Annotated in this window: 14 protein-coding genes; 6 read left to right on the top strand and 8 right to left on the bottom strand. The window is 51.6% G+C overall.

Annotation, left to right across the window (positions count from 1 at the left end; all coding sequences use genetic code 11):
• Positions 1-3 precede the first annotated feature (3 nt).
• The 3 genes from HV237_RS07085 to HV237_RS07075 form a co-directional block, all read right to left on the bottom strand.
• The gene (locus tag HV237_RS07085; protein WP_003037948.1) at positions 4-465 is read right to left on the bottom strand and encodes a YjiG family protein; all 462 of its coding nucleotides are present in this window, start codon (positions 463-465) and stop codon (positions 4-6) included.
• A 1-nt stretch (position 466) separates the two neighbouring features.
• Positions 467-1,126 (bottom strand): nucleoside recognition domain-containing protein, encoded by a 660-nt coding sequence (locus tag HV237_RS07080; RefSeq protein ID WP_019077365.1) that lies wholly within the window; start codon positions 1,124-1,126, stop codon positions 467-469.
• A gap of 166 nt (positions 1,127-1,292) precedes the next feature.
• On the bottom strand, positions 1,293-2,357 hold the full coding sequence (locus HV237_RS07075; RefSeq protein WP_016153975.1) for an AI-2E family transporter: 1,065 nt from the start codon (positions 2,355-2,357) through the stop codon (positions 1,293-1,295).
• A 226-nt stretch (positions 2,358-2,583) separates the two neighbouring features.
• Here HV237_RS07075 and bepA point away from each other — a divergent pair, with 226 nt between their 5' ends.
• Positions 2,584-4,047: a beta-barrel assembly-enhancing protease gene (gene bepA / locus HV237_RS07070; protein ID WP_016157117.1), complete on the top strand. Its 1,464-nt coding sequence runs from the start codon at positions 2,584-2,586 to the stop codon at positions 4,045-4,047.
• An 87-nt stretch (positions 4,048-4,134) separates the two neighbouring features.
• Entirely contained in the window at positions 4,135-4,494 is a 360-nt protein-coding gene (gene arsC / locus HV237_RS07065; RefSeq protein ID WP_046275209.1) for an arsenate reductase (glutaredoxin), read from the top strand.
• A gap of 35 nt (positions 4,495-4,529) precedes the next feature.
• On the opposite strand, the gene HV237_RS07060 is transcribed toward arsC, so the two are convergent.
• The 4 genes from HV237_RS07060 to HV237_RS07045 all read right to left on the bottom strand — a co-directional run bounded on the left by HV237_RS07060 (position 4,530) and on the right by HV237_RS07045 (position 8,951).
• Entirely contained in the window at positions 4,530-5,231 is a 702-nt protein-coding gene (locus HV237_RS07060) for a DnaA inactivator Hda (RefSeq protein ID WP_200049399.1), read from the bottom strand.
• Between the two features lie 95 nt (positions 5,232-5,326).
• Positions 5,327-6,616 (bottom strand): uracil permease, encoded by a 1,290-nt coding sequence (uraA, locus tag HV237_RS07055; RefSeq protein WP_047358228.1) that lies wholly within the window; start codon positions 6,614-6,616, stop codon positions 5,327-5,329.
• Between the two features lie 95 nt (positions 6,617-6,711).
• The gene (gene upp / locus HV237_RS07050) at positions 6,712-7,338 is read right to left on the bottom strand and encodes a uracil phosphoribosyltransferase (protein ID WP_003835110.1); all 627 of its coding nucleotides are present in this window, start codon (positions 7,336-7,338) and stop codon (positions 6,712-6,714) included.
• Positions 7,339-7,520: 182 nt separating this feature from the next.
• The gene (locus HV237_RS07045; RefSeq protein ID WP_047358229.1) at positions 7,521-8,951 is read right to left on the bottom strand and encodes a 6-phospho-beta-glucosidase; all 1,431 of its coding nucleotides are present in this window, start codon (positions 8,949-8,951) and stop codon (positions 7,521-7,523) included.
• A 295-nt stretch (positions 8,952-9,246) separates the two neighbouring features.
• Here HV237_RS07045 and purM point away from each other — a divergent pair, with 295 nt between their 5' ends.
• The 4 genes from purM (at position 9,247) to ppx (ending at position 14,748) form a co-directional block, all read left to right on the top strand.
• Entirely contained in the window at positions 9,247-10,284 is a 1,038-nt protein-coding gene (purM, locus tag HV237_RS07040; protein ID WP_019077369.1) for a phosphoribosylformylglycinamidine cyclo-ligase, read from the top strand.
• Positions 10,281-10,922, top strand: a complete 642-nt coding sequence (purN, locus tag HV237_RS07035) for a phosphoribosylglycinamide formyltransferase (RefSeq protein WP_047358230.1) — start codon at positions 10,281-10,283, stop codon at positions 10,920-10,922. Before purM ends, purN begins: the two co-directional genes overlap by 4 nt.
• A gap of 213 nt (positions 10,923-11,135) precedes the next feature.
• Positions 11,136-13,202, top strand: coding sequence for a polyphosphate kinase 1 (ppk1, locus tag HV237_RS07030; protein WP_003835119.1), 2,067 nt, complete (start codon positions 11,136-11,138; stop codon positions 13,200-13,202).
• Between the two features lie 4 nt (positions 13,203-13,206).
• Positions 13,207-14,748: an exopolyphosphatase gene (gene ppx / locus HV237_RS07025; protein WP_047358231.1), complete on the top strand. Its 1,542-nt coding sequence runs from the start codon at positions 13,207-13,209 to the stop codon at positions 14,746-14,748.
• On the opposite strand, the gene HV237_RS07020 is transcribed toward ppx, so the two are convergent.
• On the bottom strand, positions 14,728-16,998 hold the full coding sequence (locus HV237_RS07020) for a sensor domain-containing phosphodiesterase (RefSeq protein ID WP_047358232.1): 2,271 nt from the start codon (positions 16,996-16,998) through the stop codon (positions 14,728-14,730). The genes ppx and HV237_RS07020 overlap by 21 nt on opposite strands.
• Positions 16,999-17,135 lie beyond the last annotated feature (137 nt).

Raw genomic sequence — 17,135 nt, 5'->3', positions numbered from 1 at the left:
TTGTCAGGCAATAACCTGCATAACCCAAATAGAGAGCAGCGCATTAATTACGCATACCGCAATAATAAGCGGGTAATAACGGGGATGGACTCCCGCGGTACCCAGACAGCGTCCCACATTTTGCACCGGATTGCCCATCAGGTAGATAGCCGGTAACAGCACCGTAGCATCATGTCCCGAAAGCGTACCGGCGACAACCAGGCTGGCGCAAACACCGACGCCGCCTCCCATACTCATCACCGCCGCCAGCAGTACGGTAGCAGATTCCCCCGGCAGTCCCCACAGCGCCATTACCGGCTCACATACCCGCCCGACAATCTCGAGCAGTCCCGTCACCTTCAGCGCCTGAATAATCACAAACGCCATTACCACGTTAGGCAACAGGCTGGTTGTTGCAATAGTGAATCCGCGCCGTGCGCCATCGATAAACATATCCATGACGTTTTTACGTACTTGCGTTGTCATCTCACGCCTCCTGCTGCGTACGGCGATTTTCCAGCTGCGCAATCCACAAACGCAGCAGGTTCGCACCCACAAATTTGAAGACAAGGATCACCGCCAGCGGCGTAATCACCGGAACGGTAACCATCGTAAACAACGCGGCACCCGAAGAAAAATAGTTGGTAATACACGCACTGCCGCTGGTTTGCCAGCAGGCAAAAATGGCACGTTCCTGTTCAGTGATAATGCCCTCTTCCGCCATTTCTTTAGTCATCCCTGCCGCAGCATCGGTATTTTGCAAATTCGCAATCAGCGCCAGCGAGCAAATACCCGGAATACCGAGTAACGGGCGCAGGACTGGCGTCATCAGTTGCTGTGCCGCACGCAACCCTCCCAGCCCTTCGGTGACGGAAATTATCCCGAGTGAAAGAATGACGGAAGGCGCCAGCTCAAGCGCGAATAAGAAGCCGTCTTTTGCGCCCATACCGCCCGTGCCGCGAAAAGAGACCGCCGTGTCCCCCGCCGCATTAATCTGCCCAAACGCACCGTTGAGAACGGTGAAATCAAAGACTCGCCACCATTCGGTACTTTTCGCAAACATGCCGGAAAAAAGAATAATAGTAATAAAAAAAGCGAGATAACCGCCCCATTCCACCTTCTGCTGCGTGTGTGTGTTGTGACCCATTTTGTTCTCCTGTTGGCCTTATTCCTTGCGTGACTTAAAGACATCACGCGGGTCAAGTTAAAGACAAACGCAGAGAAAAACGACACCAGAGGAGATTATTCAGAATGTGTGGATAGAGGTCAGACAAGTTCGGCTCCGGCGACATTGCATCGCCGGAGCAAACAGATTAGGGTTCATCAACGACCTGACCATCCGGCCAGGCATGCATTACCGCTTTGATTAACGTCGCCAGAGGAATCGCAAAGAATACGCCCCAGAATCCCCACAGGCCGCCGAATATCACCACTGAGAGAATAATCACCAGCGGATGCAGATTTACCGCCTCGGAGAACAGCACCGGCACCAGCAAATTACCGTCCAGCGCCTGGATTATCAGGTATACGGCAAAACAGCTCCAGAACTCGGTGCCAAGCCCGAACTGGAACAATGCCACACCGACCACCGGAATAGTGACCACGAAAGCGCCGATATACGGGATCAGCACGGAGAAGCCTACCAGCACCGCCAGCAGCAGCGAATAGTTGAGGCCAAACAGCAGGAAGCCGAGCCAGGTCGCCACGCCAACCACCACCATTTCCAGCACCTTGCCGCGGATATAGTTGGTGATTTGCTGGTTCATCTCTTTCCACACCTGCCCCGCCAGTCCGCGATTACGCGGCAGCACCCGACGCACAGCGTTCAGCATTTGTCCTTTATCTTTGATCAGGAAGAACACCATCAACGGGACGAGAATCAGATAGACCGCCAGCGTCAGCAATCCGACCAGTGAAGCTAGCGAATATTTCACCACCGAATCGCCCATGGTGAGCATTCGCGAGCGCATATTCTCCGCCATCGCATCAATAATGCCCGCATCCATCAGCGCCGGATAACGCCGCGGTAAGGTGGCGGCAAAATCAGACAATTTATTGAGCATGCCGGGCATATCGCGGATCAGGTAGATCCCCTGTTGCCATGCAACGGGCATTACCACAAACGCCATCAGCAGCAAAATACCGACAAACACCACCAACACAATCGATGTCGCCCAACGCCGTGAACAACCAATATGTTCCAGCCGTACTGTCGGCCATTCGAGCAGGTACGCCAGCACAATGGCGACCAGCAGCGGCGCCAAAAGACCGCTAAAAAAGAACAGGATGCCAAAACCGGCAACCAGAATAATCAGCAAGGCGATGGCTTCGGGGTCGCTAAAGCGGCGGCGATACCATTGCATCAACATTTCGAGCATAAAACCCTTCCATGAATCCAATAGCGGGATTGCGATCCCGAATTGTATCGAAATGTCACAAAAAAGACTTCGCTTTTTATAGCGGATTACGCAAAGTGAAAAGTCATTTTTCCTGGGTGTTCATCGTCAGGTTTCGCAGTTACACTCCCTAAGCTTGCGGAGTGTGAACGAAACTTCACGGCATTGGTCAAATGGCTATCTCAAAAAAGAATACAGGACAGAGGTTATGTTCAGGCAGTTGAAAAAAAACCTGGTTGCTACCCTCATTGCTGCACTGACCATCGGTCAGGTTGCGCCCGCATTTGCCGAAACCGCGGACACCCTGCCTGATATGGGAACCTCGGCAGGGAGTACGCTTTCCATAGGACAGGAAATGCAGATGGGCGATTATTATGTACGCCAGCTGCGCGGCAGTGCGCCATTAATTAACGATCCGTTGCTGACGCAATACATTAATGCGCTGGGGATGCGTCTGGTCTCGCACGCCGACTCGGTAAAAACGCCCTTCACCTTCTTTTTGATTAACAACGATGAAATCAACGCCTTTGCTTTCTTTGGCGGCAACGTTGTTTTGCACTCCGCACTGTTCCGCTATTCCGATAACGAAAGCCAACTGGCATCGGTTATGGCGCACGAAATTTCCCACGTTACGCAGCGTCACCTGGCGCGTGCAATGGAAGACCAGAAACGCAGCGCGCCGCTAACGTGGGTGGGTGCGTTAGGGTCAATTTTATTGGCGATGGCCAGCCCGCAGGCGGGTATGGCGGCGCTGACCGGTACGCTGGCGGGTACACGTCAGGGGATGATTAGCTTTACGCAGCAAAACGAACAGGAAGCAGACCGCATCGGTATTCAGGTACTGCAACGCTCGGGATTCGATCCCCAGGCCATGCCGACGTTTCTGGAAAAATTGCTCGATCAGGCCCGTTACTCTTCGCGTCCACCAGAAATTTTGCTGACTCACCCCCTGCCAGAAAGCCGTCTGTCGGATGCCCGTAACCGCGCCAACCAAATGCGTCCGGCTGTCGTCCAGTCTTCAGAAGATTTTTATCTGGCCAAGGCACGCACCTTAGGCATGTACAACTCTGGTCGCAACCAGCTGACCGATGACCTGCTGAGTAACTGGTCAAAAGGCAACATACGTGAGCAACGTGCGGCGCAGTATGGCCGGGCATTGCAGGCAATGGAGGCCAGTAAATATGACGAGGCACGTAAAGCACTGCAACCACTGCTGGCGGCAGATGCTAACAATGCCTGGTATCTCGACCTGGCAACGGATATCGATCTCGGCCAGAAGAAAACCAGCGATGCCATTAATCGGTTGAAAAACGCCCGCGACCTGCGCACCAACCCGGTACTGCAGCTCAACCTGGCAAATGCGTATTTACAGGCCGGGCAAGCCAAAGAGGCGGCGACCATCCTGAATCGCTATACGTTTAACCATAAGGACGACCCTAACGGCTGGGATCTGTTAGCGCAAACGGAAGCCAACCTGAACAACCGTGATCAGGAACTGGCAGCCCGCGCGGAAGGATATGCCCTCGCAGGACGTCTGGATCAGGCGATTTCGATGCTCAGCAGCGCAAGCTCACAAGTCAAGCTGGGTAGCCAGCAGCAGGCCAGATACGATGCCCGTATCGACCAGCTACGCCAACTGCAAGAGCGCTTTAAACCGTATACGAAAATGTAATTATCGAACCCTTGCCGGATGGCGATATGTAGGCCAGATAAGGTCTTTTGGTCGCCATCCGGCAGGATTGTTATGCAAGGAGAAGTCATGTCAGACGCGATTAAAATCTACCATAACCCACGCTGCTCCAAGAGCCGTGAAACGCTGGAGTTACTGAAGTCTAACGGTGTGGACCCGGAAGTGGTGTTGTATCTGGAAACCCCGGCTGACGCCACAACCCTGCGTGAATTGCTGCAGATGCTGGGCATGTCCAGCGCGCGCGAGCTGATGCGCCAGAAAGAAGATCTCTATAAGTCACTTAATCTGGCGGACGTAAATCTGAGTGAAGATGCGCTGATTCAGGCAATGGTGGAAAACCCGAAATTGATGGAGCGCCCGATTGTGGTTGCCAAAGGCCAGGCGCGAATTGGACGCCCGCCGGAGCAGGTACTGGAAATCATCGGTTAACCTGAAACCTGCCGCAGTCTCTTCGGCTGCGGCGCTTACAGCTTCAGTATCTCTTTTACGAATGGAATGGTCAGCTTACGCTGGGCGGTGATCGATGCATGATCAAGCTGATCCAACGTCATAAACAGCGTACGCATTTCTCGATCCAGACGCTTGAGCAGGAAGCGTCCCACATCTTCCGGCAGTTCAAACCCACGAAGTCTGGCGCGTAATTGCAACGCCTGCAGCTTATCTTCATCGGAAAGCGGCTGCAGCTTGTAGATTTGTCCCCAGTCCAGGCGCGAGGCGAGATCCGGCAACCCCAGATTCAGCTGTCTTGGCGGGCGATCGCCGGTGATCAGCAGACGCGTTTTCCCCGACTCCAGGATGCGGTTGTAGAGATCAAAGATCGCCATTTCCCACAGTGAATCCCCGGCCACACATTCGATGTTATCGATGCATACCAGCGATAAATGCTCCATACCGTCGAGCACCTCGGGGACGAACCAGGTACGCTTGTCGAGCGGCACATAGCCTACCGCATCGCCGCGCGCGGACAGTTCCGCACAGGCTGCATGCAGCAAATGACTACGGCCAGCGCCTTCACGCGACCAGAGATAAATATACCCGCTATGGTCCTGACGCAGCACGTTTTGCAGTGCAGCCAGTAAAGAGGAGTTATCCCCCGGCCAGAAACTTGCGAAAGTTTCGTCGTCAGGAAGATAAAGTGGCAAAGAGAGCTGTGCCGGTGTGTTCAGAGATACCTCAACCCAGGATTTCATAAAATCGCGTTGAGTTTAACACAGAAATACGTCGTGATAGAACCGGGCAGCATCGCCACCCGGTAAGAGATTTACTGTTGCGTACTGTCGGCATCTTCCGCGTCAAGCACGACTTCTTCCGGACGCAGCAGGCTGATAACTTTGAAAATCAGGCTCAGACAAACGCCAACAATGGTCGCCAGCGCCATGCCTTTCAGCTCAGCGGCGCCAATGTGAACTTTCGCACCACTCACGCCGATGATCAAAATAACCGAGGTCAGGATCAGGTTTTGCGCTTTGTTGTAGTCAACTTTTGACTCGATCAGTACGCGAATACCAGAAGCACCAATCACGCCGTACAGCAGCAGCGATACGCCACCCATGACCGGCAGTGGAATGATTTGGATCGCCGCAGCCAGTTTGCCCACACAGGAGAGCAGAATGGCAAAAATTGCCGCGCCGCCGATAACCCAGGTACTGTAAACACGGGTAATCGCCATTACGCCAATGTTTTCGCCGTACGTGGTGTTCGGCGTAGAGCCGAAGAAACCAGAGATAACCGTAGACAGGCCGTTGGCAAACATAGAACGATGCAGGCCAGGATCGCGAATCAAATCTTTTTTCACGATATTCGCCGTTACCACCAGGTGTCCAACGTGTTCAGCGATGACCACCAGCGCCGCCGGCAGGATGGTCAGAATGGCAACCCATTCAAAGCGCGGCGTGTAGAACGTTGGCAGAGCAAACCAGTGGGCCTGCGCAATCGGCGTGGTGTCCACGACCCCCATCACGAAGGAGAGCGCGTAGCCGGCCAGCACCCCAATCAGAATCGGGATAATCGCCATAAAACCGCGGAACAGTACAGAGCCAAATACCGTAACCGCCAGCGTCACCATTGAGATGATGATGGTTTTTGAATCCGGTAATTGCCCCTCTGCTGGCAGTAACCCCGCCATGCCCGCAGCGACGCCAGCCAGCTCCAGACCGATGACGGCAACGATTGCTCCCATCGCCGCAGGAGGGAACATGACATCCAGCCAGCCGGTTCCTGCTTTCTTAACGATGAAAGAAACCAGGCAGAACAGAACGCCGCACATAATGAAACCACCCAGCGCCACTTCATACCCTAACGGCAGCAACAGCAGTACCGGGGAAATAAATGCGAAGCTGGAACCCAGATACGCAGGAATTTTACCTTTACAGATAAAGAGATACAGCAACGTACCAATGCCGTTAAACAGCAGAACGGTAGCCGGGTTGATGTGGAACAGGACTGGCACCAGTACCGTTGCGCCAAACATGGCGAACAGGTGCTGCAAACTAAGCGGGATTGTCTGTAAAAGCGGCGGTCTTTCACTCACCCCGATAGCACGGCGCGTCATAGTGTTTTCCTCTGAGTGTTGTTTGTTATTAGCCTTGGGTTGTTATATTCAAAAAAAAGCCGACTCTTAAAGTCGGCTTCTTTTCACTTATTCGTTTACTTGGTACCAAAAATCTTATCGCCGGCATCGCCGAGCCCCGGAATAATGTATCCGTGCTCGTTCAACCCCTGATCGATGGAGGCCGTGTACAGCTCAACATCCGGGTGCGCTTTTTCCAGTGCCGCGATACCTTCCGGTGCCGCAACCAGGACCAGCACTTTAATGCTGGTGCAGCCTGCATTTTTCAGCAGGTCGATGGTGGCGATAACGGAACCGCCGGTTGCCAGCATCGGGTCAACGATCAGCGCCATACGCTCATCGATGTTAGATACCAGCTTCTGGAAGTACGGAACCGGCTCCAGCGTTTCTTCGTTACGGTACATACCAACCACGCTGATACGCGCGCTCGGAACGTTTTCCAGTACGCCTTCCATCATGCCCAGGCCCGCACGCAGGATTGGCACAACGGTGATTTTTTTACCTTTGATTTGGTCAACTTCAACCGGACCGTTCCAGCCTTCAATGGTCACCTTTTCGGTTTCCAGACCAGCGGTTGCTTCATAAGTCAGCAGGCTGCCAACTTCCGAGGCGAGTTCACGAAAGCGTTTAGTGCTGATGTCGTTTTCACGCATCAGTCCCAGCTTGTGTTTGACGAGTGGGTGTTTGACTTCCACGATCTTCATACTCTTCTCCTTTCCTCAGACGAGTGGCAACCACAAAAAAATCGCCGGATTATACCGCTTTTCGTCTCTGGCGCAACACTGGATACGCTTGATATGGATCAACCAAAGTCGTTTGCGTCTGGATGATGAGTATAAAACAAGCCCCGCATTATTGGCGGGGCTGGCTGTCAATACTATGAATTTTATAGATATTCAGCATTGGTCTGGATAACGTTTTGATACCATGAAAAAGATTTCTTCGGCGAGCGTGCTAACGTTCCGCTTCCGTCATTATTTTTATCAACATAGATAAAGCCGTAGCGTTTTTTCATCTCCCCCGTCCCGGCCGAGACTAAATCAATGCAGCCCCACGGGGTATAGCCCATCAGGTCCACGCCATCTTCCACTACCGCTTTTTTCATTTCGCTGATATGTGCGGCCATATAGTCAATACGATAGGAATCATCTACCGAGCCGTCGGCCTGCTGCACGTCAATCGCACCAAAGCCGTTTTCGACGATAAACAGCGGCAGTTGGTAATGATCCCAGAACCAGTTCAGCGAATAGCGCAGACCAACGGGATCAATCTGCCAGCCCCAGTCCGATTTCTGCACGTACGGGTTGGAAACCAGGCTTTTCGACTCGTCGTAGTCCAGCTGTGGGTTGTCTGCCGTGGCCTGCGTTGCGAAAGACATATAGTAGCTAAAGCCGATGTAATCGACACAACCCTCGGTCAGCGCCTGACGGTCTTCCTCGGTGATATCAAGATCAAAGCCACGCCGGGCAAAGTAGTTGAGAAGATGCTGCGGGTATTTGCCGCGCACATGGACATCGGTAAACCAGTAACGCCGGTGCATGGCGTTCATCGCCATCATCATATCGTCCGGCGCGCAGGTCAGTGGATAGATAGGACACATGGCAATCATGCACCCTATCTGCAATGCCGGGTTAATCTCACGCGCAGCCTTTACCGCCAGTGCGCTTGCCACCAGTTCATAGTGCGCCGCCTGGTACATAACCGGCTCGCGGTCTTCACCGGGCTGGTATTTCAGGCCAGAGTTAGTAAAAGGCGCGAAGTCTTCGTGATAATTTGCCTGGTTGTTAATTTCATTAAACGTCATCCAGTACTTCACTTTGTGCTGGTAACGGGTAAAAACCACTGCGGCAAAACGGACAAAGAAATCGATAAGTTTGCGGTTGCGCCAGCCGCCATATTCCGTCACCAGATGGTATGGCATCTCGAAATGCGACAACGTAATCACCGGTTCAATGCCATATTTCAGGCATTCGTCAAACAGGTCATCATAGAACTGCAGGCCAGCCTCATTGGGTTGCGCTTCGTCGCCTAAAGGGAAAATACGCGTCCAGGCAATCGAAGTACGAAAACATTTAAACCCCATTTCGGCAAACAGTTTAATGTCGTCTTTATAGCGGTGATAAAAATCGATGGCGTCGTGGTTAGGGTAGTTTTTACCGGCAATCACACCGTCAGTGATTTCACGCGCCACGCCATGCGCCCCCGCCGTCATGACATCGGCAACGCTAATTCCTTTTCCACCTTCCTGCCAGCCACCTTCCAGTTGATGAGCGGCTACGGCACCACCCCACATGAAATCTGCTTTAAATCCTGACATACCCTTCCCCTATCGTGATTACTCTGTGCAAAACGCTGTTGATGAAGTCCGCAACAGAAAACAGAAACCGGTTTCAGTACGATACTGTGTATTCAGCAGACAGGTTTCAAGCACAAGACTGTACCCGGTTTCATTTTCGTGGCGCAGTTCAAACAAATAGATAAATGATTGTAAAATGCTGAAAAAATCAGCACATAAAACTTGATGCAGAGCAGGCTCGCAAACGTTTGCTTTCCCTGTTAGAATTGCGCCGAATTTAACTTTTACTGCAAGTAAACATGTGGGGAAGCAGGCAGTGACCGATAAAACCTCTCTTAGCTACAAAGATGCCGGTGTTGATATTGATGCAGGTAATGCTCTGGTTGATCGAATCAAAGGCGTAGTAAAGAAAACTCGTCGTCCGGAAGTTATGGGTGGTCTGGGTGGCTTCGGTGCGCTGTGCGCATTGCCGCAAAAATATCGTGAACCGGTACTGGTTTCCGGCACTGATGGCGTCGGCACAAAACTGCGTCTGGCGATGGATCTGAAACGCCACGACACTATCGGCATTGACCTCGTTGCAATGTGCGTCAACGACCTCGTGGTTCAGGGCGCTGAGCCGCTGTTTTTCCTCGACTACTATGCTACCGGCAAACTGGATGTGGATACCGCAGCCAGCGTCATTAACGGTATTGCCGAAGGCTGTCTGCAGTCTGGCTGTGCGCTTGTCGGCGGGGAAACGGCTGAAATGCCGGGGATGTACCACGGCGAAGATTACGACGTGGCAGGCTTCTGCGTTGGCGTCGTCGAAAAATCAGAGATCATCGACGGTTCAAAAGTGGCTGACGGCGACGTACTGATTGCACTCGGCTCCAGCGGTCCGCACTCCAACGGCTACTCTCTGGTGCGCAAAATTGTTGAAGTCAGCGGTTGTGACCCGGAAACCACCGAGCTTGAAGGCAAGCCGCTGGCCGATCACTTACTGGCCCCGACCCGCATTTATGTCAAATCCATTCTGGAATTGATTGAGAAGGTTGATGTGCATGCCATTGCCCACCTGACCGGCGGTGGTTTCTGGGAAAATATTCCACGCGTTCTGCCAGACAACACGCAGGCTGTGATCGACGAATCTTCATGGCAGTGGCCAGCCGTCTTCAACTGGCTGCAAACGGCGGGTAACGTCAGCCAGCATGAGATGTATCGCACCTTTAACTGCGGCGTAGGCATGGTTATCGCCCTGCCAGCTTCTGAAGTGGACAAAGCCCTTGCTTTGCTCAATGAGAAAGGTGAAAACGCATGGAAAATCGGTATCATCAAAGCTTCTGATTCCGAACAGCGTGTGGTCATTGAATGAAAAACATTGTGGTGCTCATTTCCGGCAACGGAAGCAATTTGCAGGCGATAATAGCTGCCTGCGAACAGAATAAAATCAATGGCACCATACGTGCAGTATTCAGTAACAAGGCCGATGCGTTCGGCCTTGAGCGCGCACGCGAAGCGAATATTCCTGCACACTCGCTGGAAGCCGCCCAGTTTGCCAGTCGCGAAGCATTCGACCAGCAACTGATACAAGAGATCGACGCTTATACCCCCGATGTCGTGGTGCTGGCCGGTTATATGCGCATTCTAAGTCCGGCGTTTGTTGCTCACTATTCTGAACGATTGCTGAATATCCACCCGTCTTTATTGCCGAAGTATCCTGGCCTGCACACGCACCGTCAGGTTCTGGAAAACGGCGATGAAGAGCATGGCACCTCCGTCCATTTCGTCACCGATGAACTGGACGGCGGACCGGTTATTCTCCAGGCCAAGGTTCCGGTATTTGAAGGCGACAGCGAAGATGATGTCACGGCACGAGTCCAGGCCCAGGAACATACCATTTACCCGCTGGTGGTAAGCTGGTTTACTGATGGTCGCCTGAAGATGCGTGATAACGCAGCATGGCTGGACGGCGTTCGTCTGCCGCCACAAGGCTACGCCGCCGACGAATAATAAAATCAACCTGTAAACCGGATCTCATCATCCGGTTTACAGGCATAAATACCTTTTCCGGTTAACATCTCCGGTATTCATCTACGCTCCCCCTTTCTCTTTGCTATCAGACGGTTTATTGTCATATTTTTCTGGCACTGTTGGACATCTGAGAGCAATGCTCGCCATAATAAATCGGTAGTGTCCCGTGAATGAAACGGAGTAAAAGTGGTAATGGGTCAGGAAAAGCTATACATCGAGAAAGAACTCAGTTGGTTAGCGTTCAACGAACGTGTACTCCAGGAAGCTGCTGATAAGTCAAACCCGTTGATCGAACGGATGCGTTTCTTAGGCATCTATTCCAATAATCTCGACGAGTTTTATAAGGTTCGTTTTGCCGAACTGAAGCGCCGAATCATTATTAGCGAAGAACAGGGTTCAAACTCTCACTCCCGCCATCTGTTAGGTAAAATCCAGGCCCGCGTATTAAAAGCCGATCAGGAATTTGACGGCCTGTACAACGAGTTGCTGCTGGAGATGGCGCGCAACCAGATTTTCCTTATCAATGAACGTCAGTTGTCGGTCAATCAACAGAGCTGGTTACGCCACTACTTCAAACAATATCTTCGCCAGCACATTACACCGATCCTGATCAACCGCGAGACGGATTTAGTTCAGTTTCTGAAAGATGACTACACCTATCTGGCGGTGGAAATTATCCGCGGCGATACGATCCGCTACGCGCTGCTGGAAATCCCTTCCGACAAGGTTCCCCGTTTTGTGAATCTACCGCCGGAAACCCCGCGCCGTCGCAAACCGATGATCCTGCTGGACAACATCTTACGCTACTGCCTTGACGACATTTTCAAAGGGTTCTTTGATTACGATGCGCTGAACGCCTATTCGATGAAAATGACTCGCGACGCCGAATACGATTTGGTGCACGAGATGGAATCGAGCCTGATGGAGCTGATGTCGTCCAGTCTGAAACAGCGTCTGACCGCAGAGCCTGTACGTTTTGTCTATCAGCGCGACATGCCCAATGCGCTGGTCGAGGTACTGCGTGAAAAGCTGACGATTTCTCGCTACGACTCGATTGTTCCTGGCGGGCGTTACCATAACTTCAAAGACTTTATTAATTTCCCCAACGTTGGCAAAGCTAACCTGGTGAACAAACCGCTACCGCGTTTGCGCCATATCTGGTTCGATAACGAGAAGTTTCGTAACGGCTTTGACGCCGTTCGCGAACGCGACGTGCTGCTATATTATCCGTATCACACTTTTGAGCACGTTCTTGAACTGTTGCGCCAGGCCTCTTTCGACCCGAGCGTGCTGGCGATAAAAATCAACATCTACCGTGTGGCCAAAGACTCGCGCATCATTGATTCGATGATCCATGCTGCGCACAACGGTAAGAAAGTCACCGTGGTGGTGGAGTTGCAGGCTCGCTTTGATGAAGAAGCCAACATTCATTGGGCCAAGCGTCTTACCGAGGCTGGCGTTCACGTCATCTTCTCCGCGCCGGGCCTGAAAATTCACGCCAAATTGTTCCTTATCTCGCGTAAAGAAGGTGATGAAGTTGTGCGCTATGCACATATCGGGACGGGGAACTTCAACGAAAAAACGGCGCGTCTCTATACCGACTACTCGTTACTTACCGCCGACTCACGCATTACCAACGAGGTTCGTCGGGTGTTCAACTTCATCGAGAACCCGTATCGTCCGGTGACGTTCGATTATCTGCTGGTTTCTCCGCAGAACTCGCGCCGTTTACTGTACGCGATGATTGACAAAGAAATCGCCAACGCGCAGCAAGGACAGCCTTCCGGTATCACCCTAAAACTGAATAACCTGGTCGATAAAGGCCTGGTTGATCGTCTCTATGCGGCCTCAAGCTCAGGCGTGCCAGTCAATTTATTGATTCGCGGTATGTGCTCTTTGATTCCGAATCTGGAAGGCATTAGCGACAATATTCGCGTGATAAGCATAGTTGACCGCTACCTTGAACACGACCGGGTTTATATCTTCGAAAACGGTGGCGACAAGCAGGTATACCTCTCCTCCGCAGACTGGATGACCAGGAATATCGACTATCGCATCGAAGTCGCCACACCGCTGCTGGACCCGCGTCTTAAGCAACGGGTGCTGGATATTATCGATATCCTGTTCAGCGACACGGTGAAGGCTCGCTTCATCGATAAAGAACTCAGTAATCGCTACGTACCGCGCGGAAACCGCCGTAAGGTTCAGTCACAATTGGCGATATACGACTACATCAAATCACTCGAGCAACCTGACTAACGCTATGCCAATACACGACAAGACTCCACGACCGCAGGAATTTGCTGCGGTCGACCTTGGTTCAAACAGTTTCCATATGGTCATTGCCCGCGTGGTTGATGGCGCAATGCAGATTATCGGGCGACTGAAACAGCGCGTTCATCTGGCGGATGGCCTCGGCGAAGATAACAAGCTGAGCGAAGAGGCAATGGAGCGCGGATTAAGCTGCCTGTCGCTGTTCGCCGAACGTCTGCAGGGCTTTCCCCCATCAAGCGTATGCATCGTGGGAACCCATACTTTGCGTCAGGCGCTAAATGCGACCGATTTTCTCAAGCGAGCAGAAAAAGTTATCCCCTACCCGATTGAGATTATTTCCGGTAATGAAGAAGCCCGACTGATTTTTATGGGCGTGGAGCACACCCAGCCGGAAAAGGGTCGTAAGCTGGTTATTGATATCGGAGGTGGTTCAACAGAACTGGTGATCGGCGAAGATTTCGAGCCCAAACTGGTGGAAAGTCGTCGTATGGGCTGCGTCAGTTTTGCTCAGATGTATTTCCCGGGCGGCGCTATTAGTCGGGAAAACTTCCAGCGTGCGCGCATGGCGGCAGCGCAAAAGCTTGAAACCTTAACCTGGCAGTTTCGTATTCAGGGCTGGAACGTTGCGCTGGGCGCATCGGGCACGATTAAAGCGGCACACGAAGTGCTGCTGGAGATGGGCGAGAAAGATGGTTTTATCACCCCCGAACGCCTGGACAAACTGCGATCCGAAGTGCTAAAGCATGCGTCATTCGATGCGCTCAGCCTGCCGGGGCTGTCTGAAGAACGAAAAGCGGTGTTTGTGCCGGGACTCGCGATTCTGTGCGGCGTTTTTGACGCACTAGCTATCCGCGAACTCCGCCTTTCTGATGGCGCACTACGCGAAGGCGTGCTGTATGAGATGGAAGGTCGTTTTCGCCACCAGGACGTTCGCAGCCGTACCGCGAGCAGCCTGGCGAACCAGTACAACATCGACAGCGAACAGGCCCGGCGCGTACTGGAAACGACGATGCAAATGTACGACCAGTGGCATACGCAGCAGCCAAAGCTGGCCAATCCACAACTGGAAGCGTTGCTGCGCTGGGCGGCGATGCTGCATGAGGTTGGGCTGAACATCAACCACAGCGGTTTACATCGCCACTCGGCGTATATCCTCCAAAACAGCGATTTACCGGGTTTCAATCAGGAACAACAGCTGATGATGGCAACCCTGGTTCGATATCATCGCAAAGCGGTGAAACTGGATGATTTGCCGCGCTTTACGCTGTTCAAGAAAAAACAGTTTCTGCCGTTAATTCAGCTGTTGCGCCTGGGCGTGCTGCTGAATAATCAGCGACAGGCGACCACCACGCCACCGACGCTGACCCTAATTACCGACGACAACCACTGGACCTTACGCTTTCCGCATGACTGGTTTAGCCAGAATGCGCTGGTGCTGCTCGATCTGGAAAAAGAGCAGCAATACTGGGAAGCCGTTACCGGCTGGCGTCTCAAAATTGAAGAAGAGAGTTCACCCGATATCGCCGCATAAGCTCTCAGCAGGTGCCAGTTCTTCTGGCACCTGTTCTTCCAGCATTTCATGCAACGGCTGCGGTTTACCAATCAGATACCCCTGCATGTAATCAATCCCCAGCGAAATTACCGCACTGCGTATTTCTTCGCTTTCGACGTACTCCGCGACCACCAGCATTCTTTTCATCCGCGCCAGATGGCAAATAGAGGCCACGATTTGATAGTCGAGGCTATTCGAAACGATGTTGCGAATAAAGCTGCCATCAATTTTCAGGATATCGGCATTCACATTCTTCAGCCGCGCATAGCTGGCATATCCGGTACCAAAATCATCAATCGCAATCTGACAGCCCAATGATTGCAGCTGCAGTAACGTTGCCTGCGCCTGTTCCGCATTGGTTAAGGCATTGCTTTCCGTTACTTCAAAAATCAGTTGCCACGGTTCAACTTTGTACTTAATCAGTAGCTGGTTGATGTCATGCGGAAGCCGGGCACGGCATACCGATGTGGGAGATAAGTTAATAGCAAACCGACGAGCGGGCATTTTTTCCCGATTCTGCGCCATAAACTTCAGCGTATTTTCAATCACCCACAGATCGATGCTGGATGACAATCCAAACTCATGCGCTACCGGTAAGAAGCTGTCAGGACCGATGGTTTCACCATCATCCCCCTCTAGCCGCAGCAGAATTTCATGATAAACATCGCCGCGCACGCCTGAAATCGGCTGCGCCATCAGGAAAAAGCGATGGTGCTCCAGCGCCAGTTGCAGACGATTCATCATCGCAACCTTATCTTTCAGGTCACGTTGCAGGTGCATCACGCCTCGGCGCTGCAAATTCTCTGGCGCATTGGTCGCCAGAGAAAGCTCGGCGATGGTGCTTAACTCCCCCAGTAACAAGTAGATGTGATTAACAGGAGAACGGACATAGCAAAAACTAATCCCCACCTGCGGCTGTAAAGGCATGCCATCCCAGATAAAACGAAACTGCTTGATATGCCTGTCCAGCGCTTCAATACGCTCCTGATGCGACTCGGTGTTAAAACGCAGAACTAAATCATTACCCGATAACTGATAGACATGCTCATCTTGTTTCAGCAATGGCTTTACCCACTGGGCAAGTTTTTGCTTGTACTGGATACGCAGCATAATGCCGTAATTTTTCACCAGCAGTTCCATACCCGGAACACTCAAAAAGCAAAGCACTGACCATGGCGCTTTTCTCAAATCCCGGTTCAAAGCGCGCAAATTCGGAATATGCACCATGGGGTCAAAGAAGGCCAGACGATGAGAATGTCTGGCGACAATTCTCTGGCGCGTTGCCAGTACGGCAATAAAATTCACGATGAAGGAGAAAACCAGGTAACTCGATGAGGTAATGGCAAGTTGCACATCGTAACCCGAATACCAGGGCATATAGCGTTGATAATAATGAATTGCTGTAATGAGTACGAGCATCCATATTAACGAAATAAATTTATAACCGTAACGCATAGCTCCCCATAGCATGACGGGCAGCATCAGTGACAAGGTATAATTCGTGCTAAATATTGAGCTTTTCTCATCTAGCGGCATACACAACAATGTCATTAGTATGGTCAATATAATCAGCCAGACCGCAAACTCTGTTTTGGTAACTTTGGTATCAAACTGCTGCTTTAACTGAGATAAATAACCTCTGATATACAAAGGATTACGAATCGTGCGAATTATTAAGTAGCACAGTGGAACCCCAACCAGATTCCCGGCCAGCATGGCCTGATAGTTGATCAACGTGCCGGTATTAAGGGGCATAACGCCCACCATGCCGGATTTGCTCTCATAGACGCCCACAAACGCGGCGAAATGGAAGAATAGCAGAAACAGCGTTGCCGGGCAGAAAACCTGCCAAAACATGTGCTGAAACATCAGGTGGGAGTCACCGTAAGAAACGTTATTCCGCCGGGGAGCAAAAACTTTATACCCTCCCCAACTAAGCACTATCGTAACTATAAAGTGCGAAATTATTGAGAGCATTTCAAATAACCCAACCTGCGGATATTTGTACCAGATGATGGAAATGATAATTCCTGGTAATGCCGCCCAGCCGAAAAACAACATCAGGCTAACCATTAGCGCTAAAGGCAGGTAGAAAAGAATTACGTTCCCGGTACTAATATGGGCATAGGTGTTAGCAGTGCTCAATATAGGCAACAGCAAGGAAGGCAAGATGAGAGGTAACGCCCACCATCTATCTCTAATACCAATATAATTTTTATTGAGTTTCATAGATGCTCAGTAGAATCCCGCACATCCTGCAGGGGGTATTCGGACAGGCATCCCACCTGACGTTAAAACGATAAAGTTAAATACATTAAAATGACTCATCAATTTTAGTTGTCAGCAAAGGGTGATGCTTGATACAC

This window comes from Citrobacter sp. RHBSTW-00570, assembly GCF_013739755.1.
Taxonomy (GTDB): domain Bacteria; phylum Pseudomonadota; class Gammaproteobacteria; order Enterobacterales; family Enterobacteriaceae; genus Citrobacter; species Citrobacter braakii.
The sequence above is the reverse complement of the archived record's forward strand: the minus strand, read 5'-3'. Positions and strand labels throughout refer to the sequence as shown.

Excerpts from the sequence above, each read along its gene's own strand:
- upp (WP_003835110.1), bottom strand. The coding sequence starts at position 7,338 with ATGAAGATCGTGGAAGTCAAACACCCACTCGTCAAACACAAGCTGGGA.
- purN (WP_047358230.1), top strand. The coding sequence starts at position 10,281 with ATGAAAAACATTGTGGTGCTCATTTCCGGCAACGGAAGCAATTTGCAG.
- bepA (WP_016157117.1), top strand. The coding sequence starts at position 2,584 with ATGTTCAGGCAGTTGAAAAAAAACCTGGTTGCTACCCTCATTGCTGCA.
- arsC (WP_046275209.1), top strand. The coding sequence starts at position 4,135 with ATGTCAGACGCGATTAAAATCTACCATAACCCACGCTGCTCCAAGAGC.
- HV237_RS07080 (WP_019077365.1), bottom strand. The coding sequence starts at position 1,126 with ATGGGTCACAACACACACACGCAGCAGAAGGTGGAATGGGGCGGTTAT.
- HV237_RS07020 (WP_047358232.1), bottom strand. The coding sequence starts at position 16,998 with ATGAAACTCAATAAAAATTATATTGGTATTAGAGATAGATGGTGGGCG.
- ppk1 (WP_003835119.1), top strand. The coding sequence starts at position 11,136 with ATGGGTCAGGAAAAGCTATACATCGAGAAAGAACTCAGTTGGTTAGCG.
- HV237_RS07075 (WP_016153975.1), bottom strand. The coding sequence starts at position 2,357 with ATGCTCGAAATGTTGATGCAATGGTATCGCCGCCGCTTTAGCGACCCC.
- HV237_RS07045 (WP_047358229.1), bottom strand. The coding sequence starts at position 8,951 with ATGTCAGGATTTAAAGCAGATTTCATGTGGGGTGGTGCCGTAGCCGCT.
- ppx (WP_047358231.1), top strand. The coding sequence starts at position 13,207 with ATGCCAATACACGACAAGACTCCACGACCGCAGGAATTTGCTGCGGTC.
- HV237_RS07085 (WP_003037948.1), bottom strand. The coding sequence starts at position 465 with ATGACAACGCAAGTACGTAAAAACGTCATGGATATGTTTATCGATGGC.
- uraA (WP_047358228.1), bottom strand. The coding sequence starts at position 6,616 with ATGACGCGCCGTGCTATCGGGGTGAGTGAAAGACCGCCGCTTTTACAG.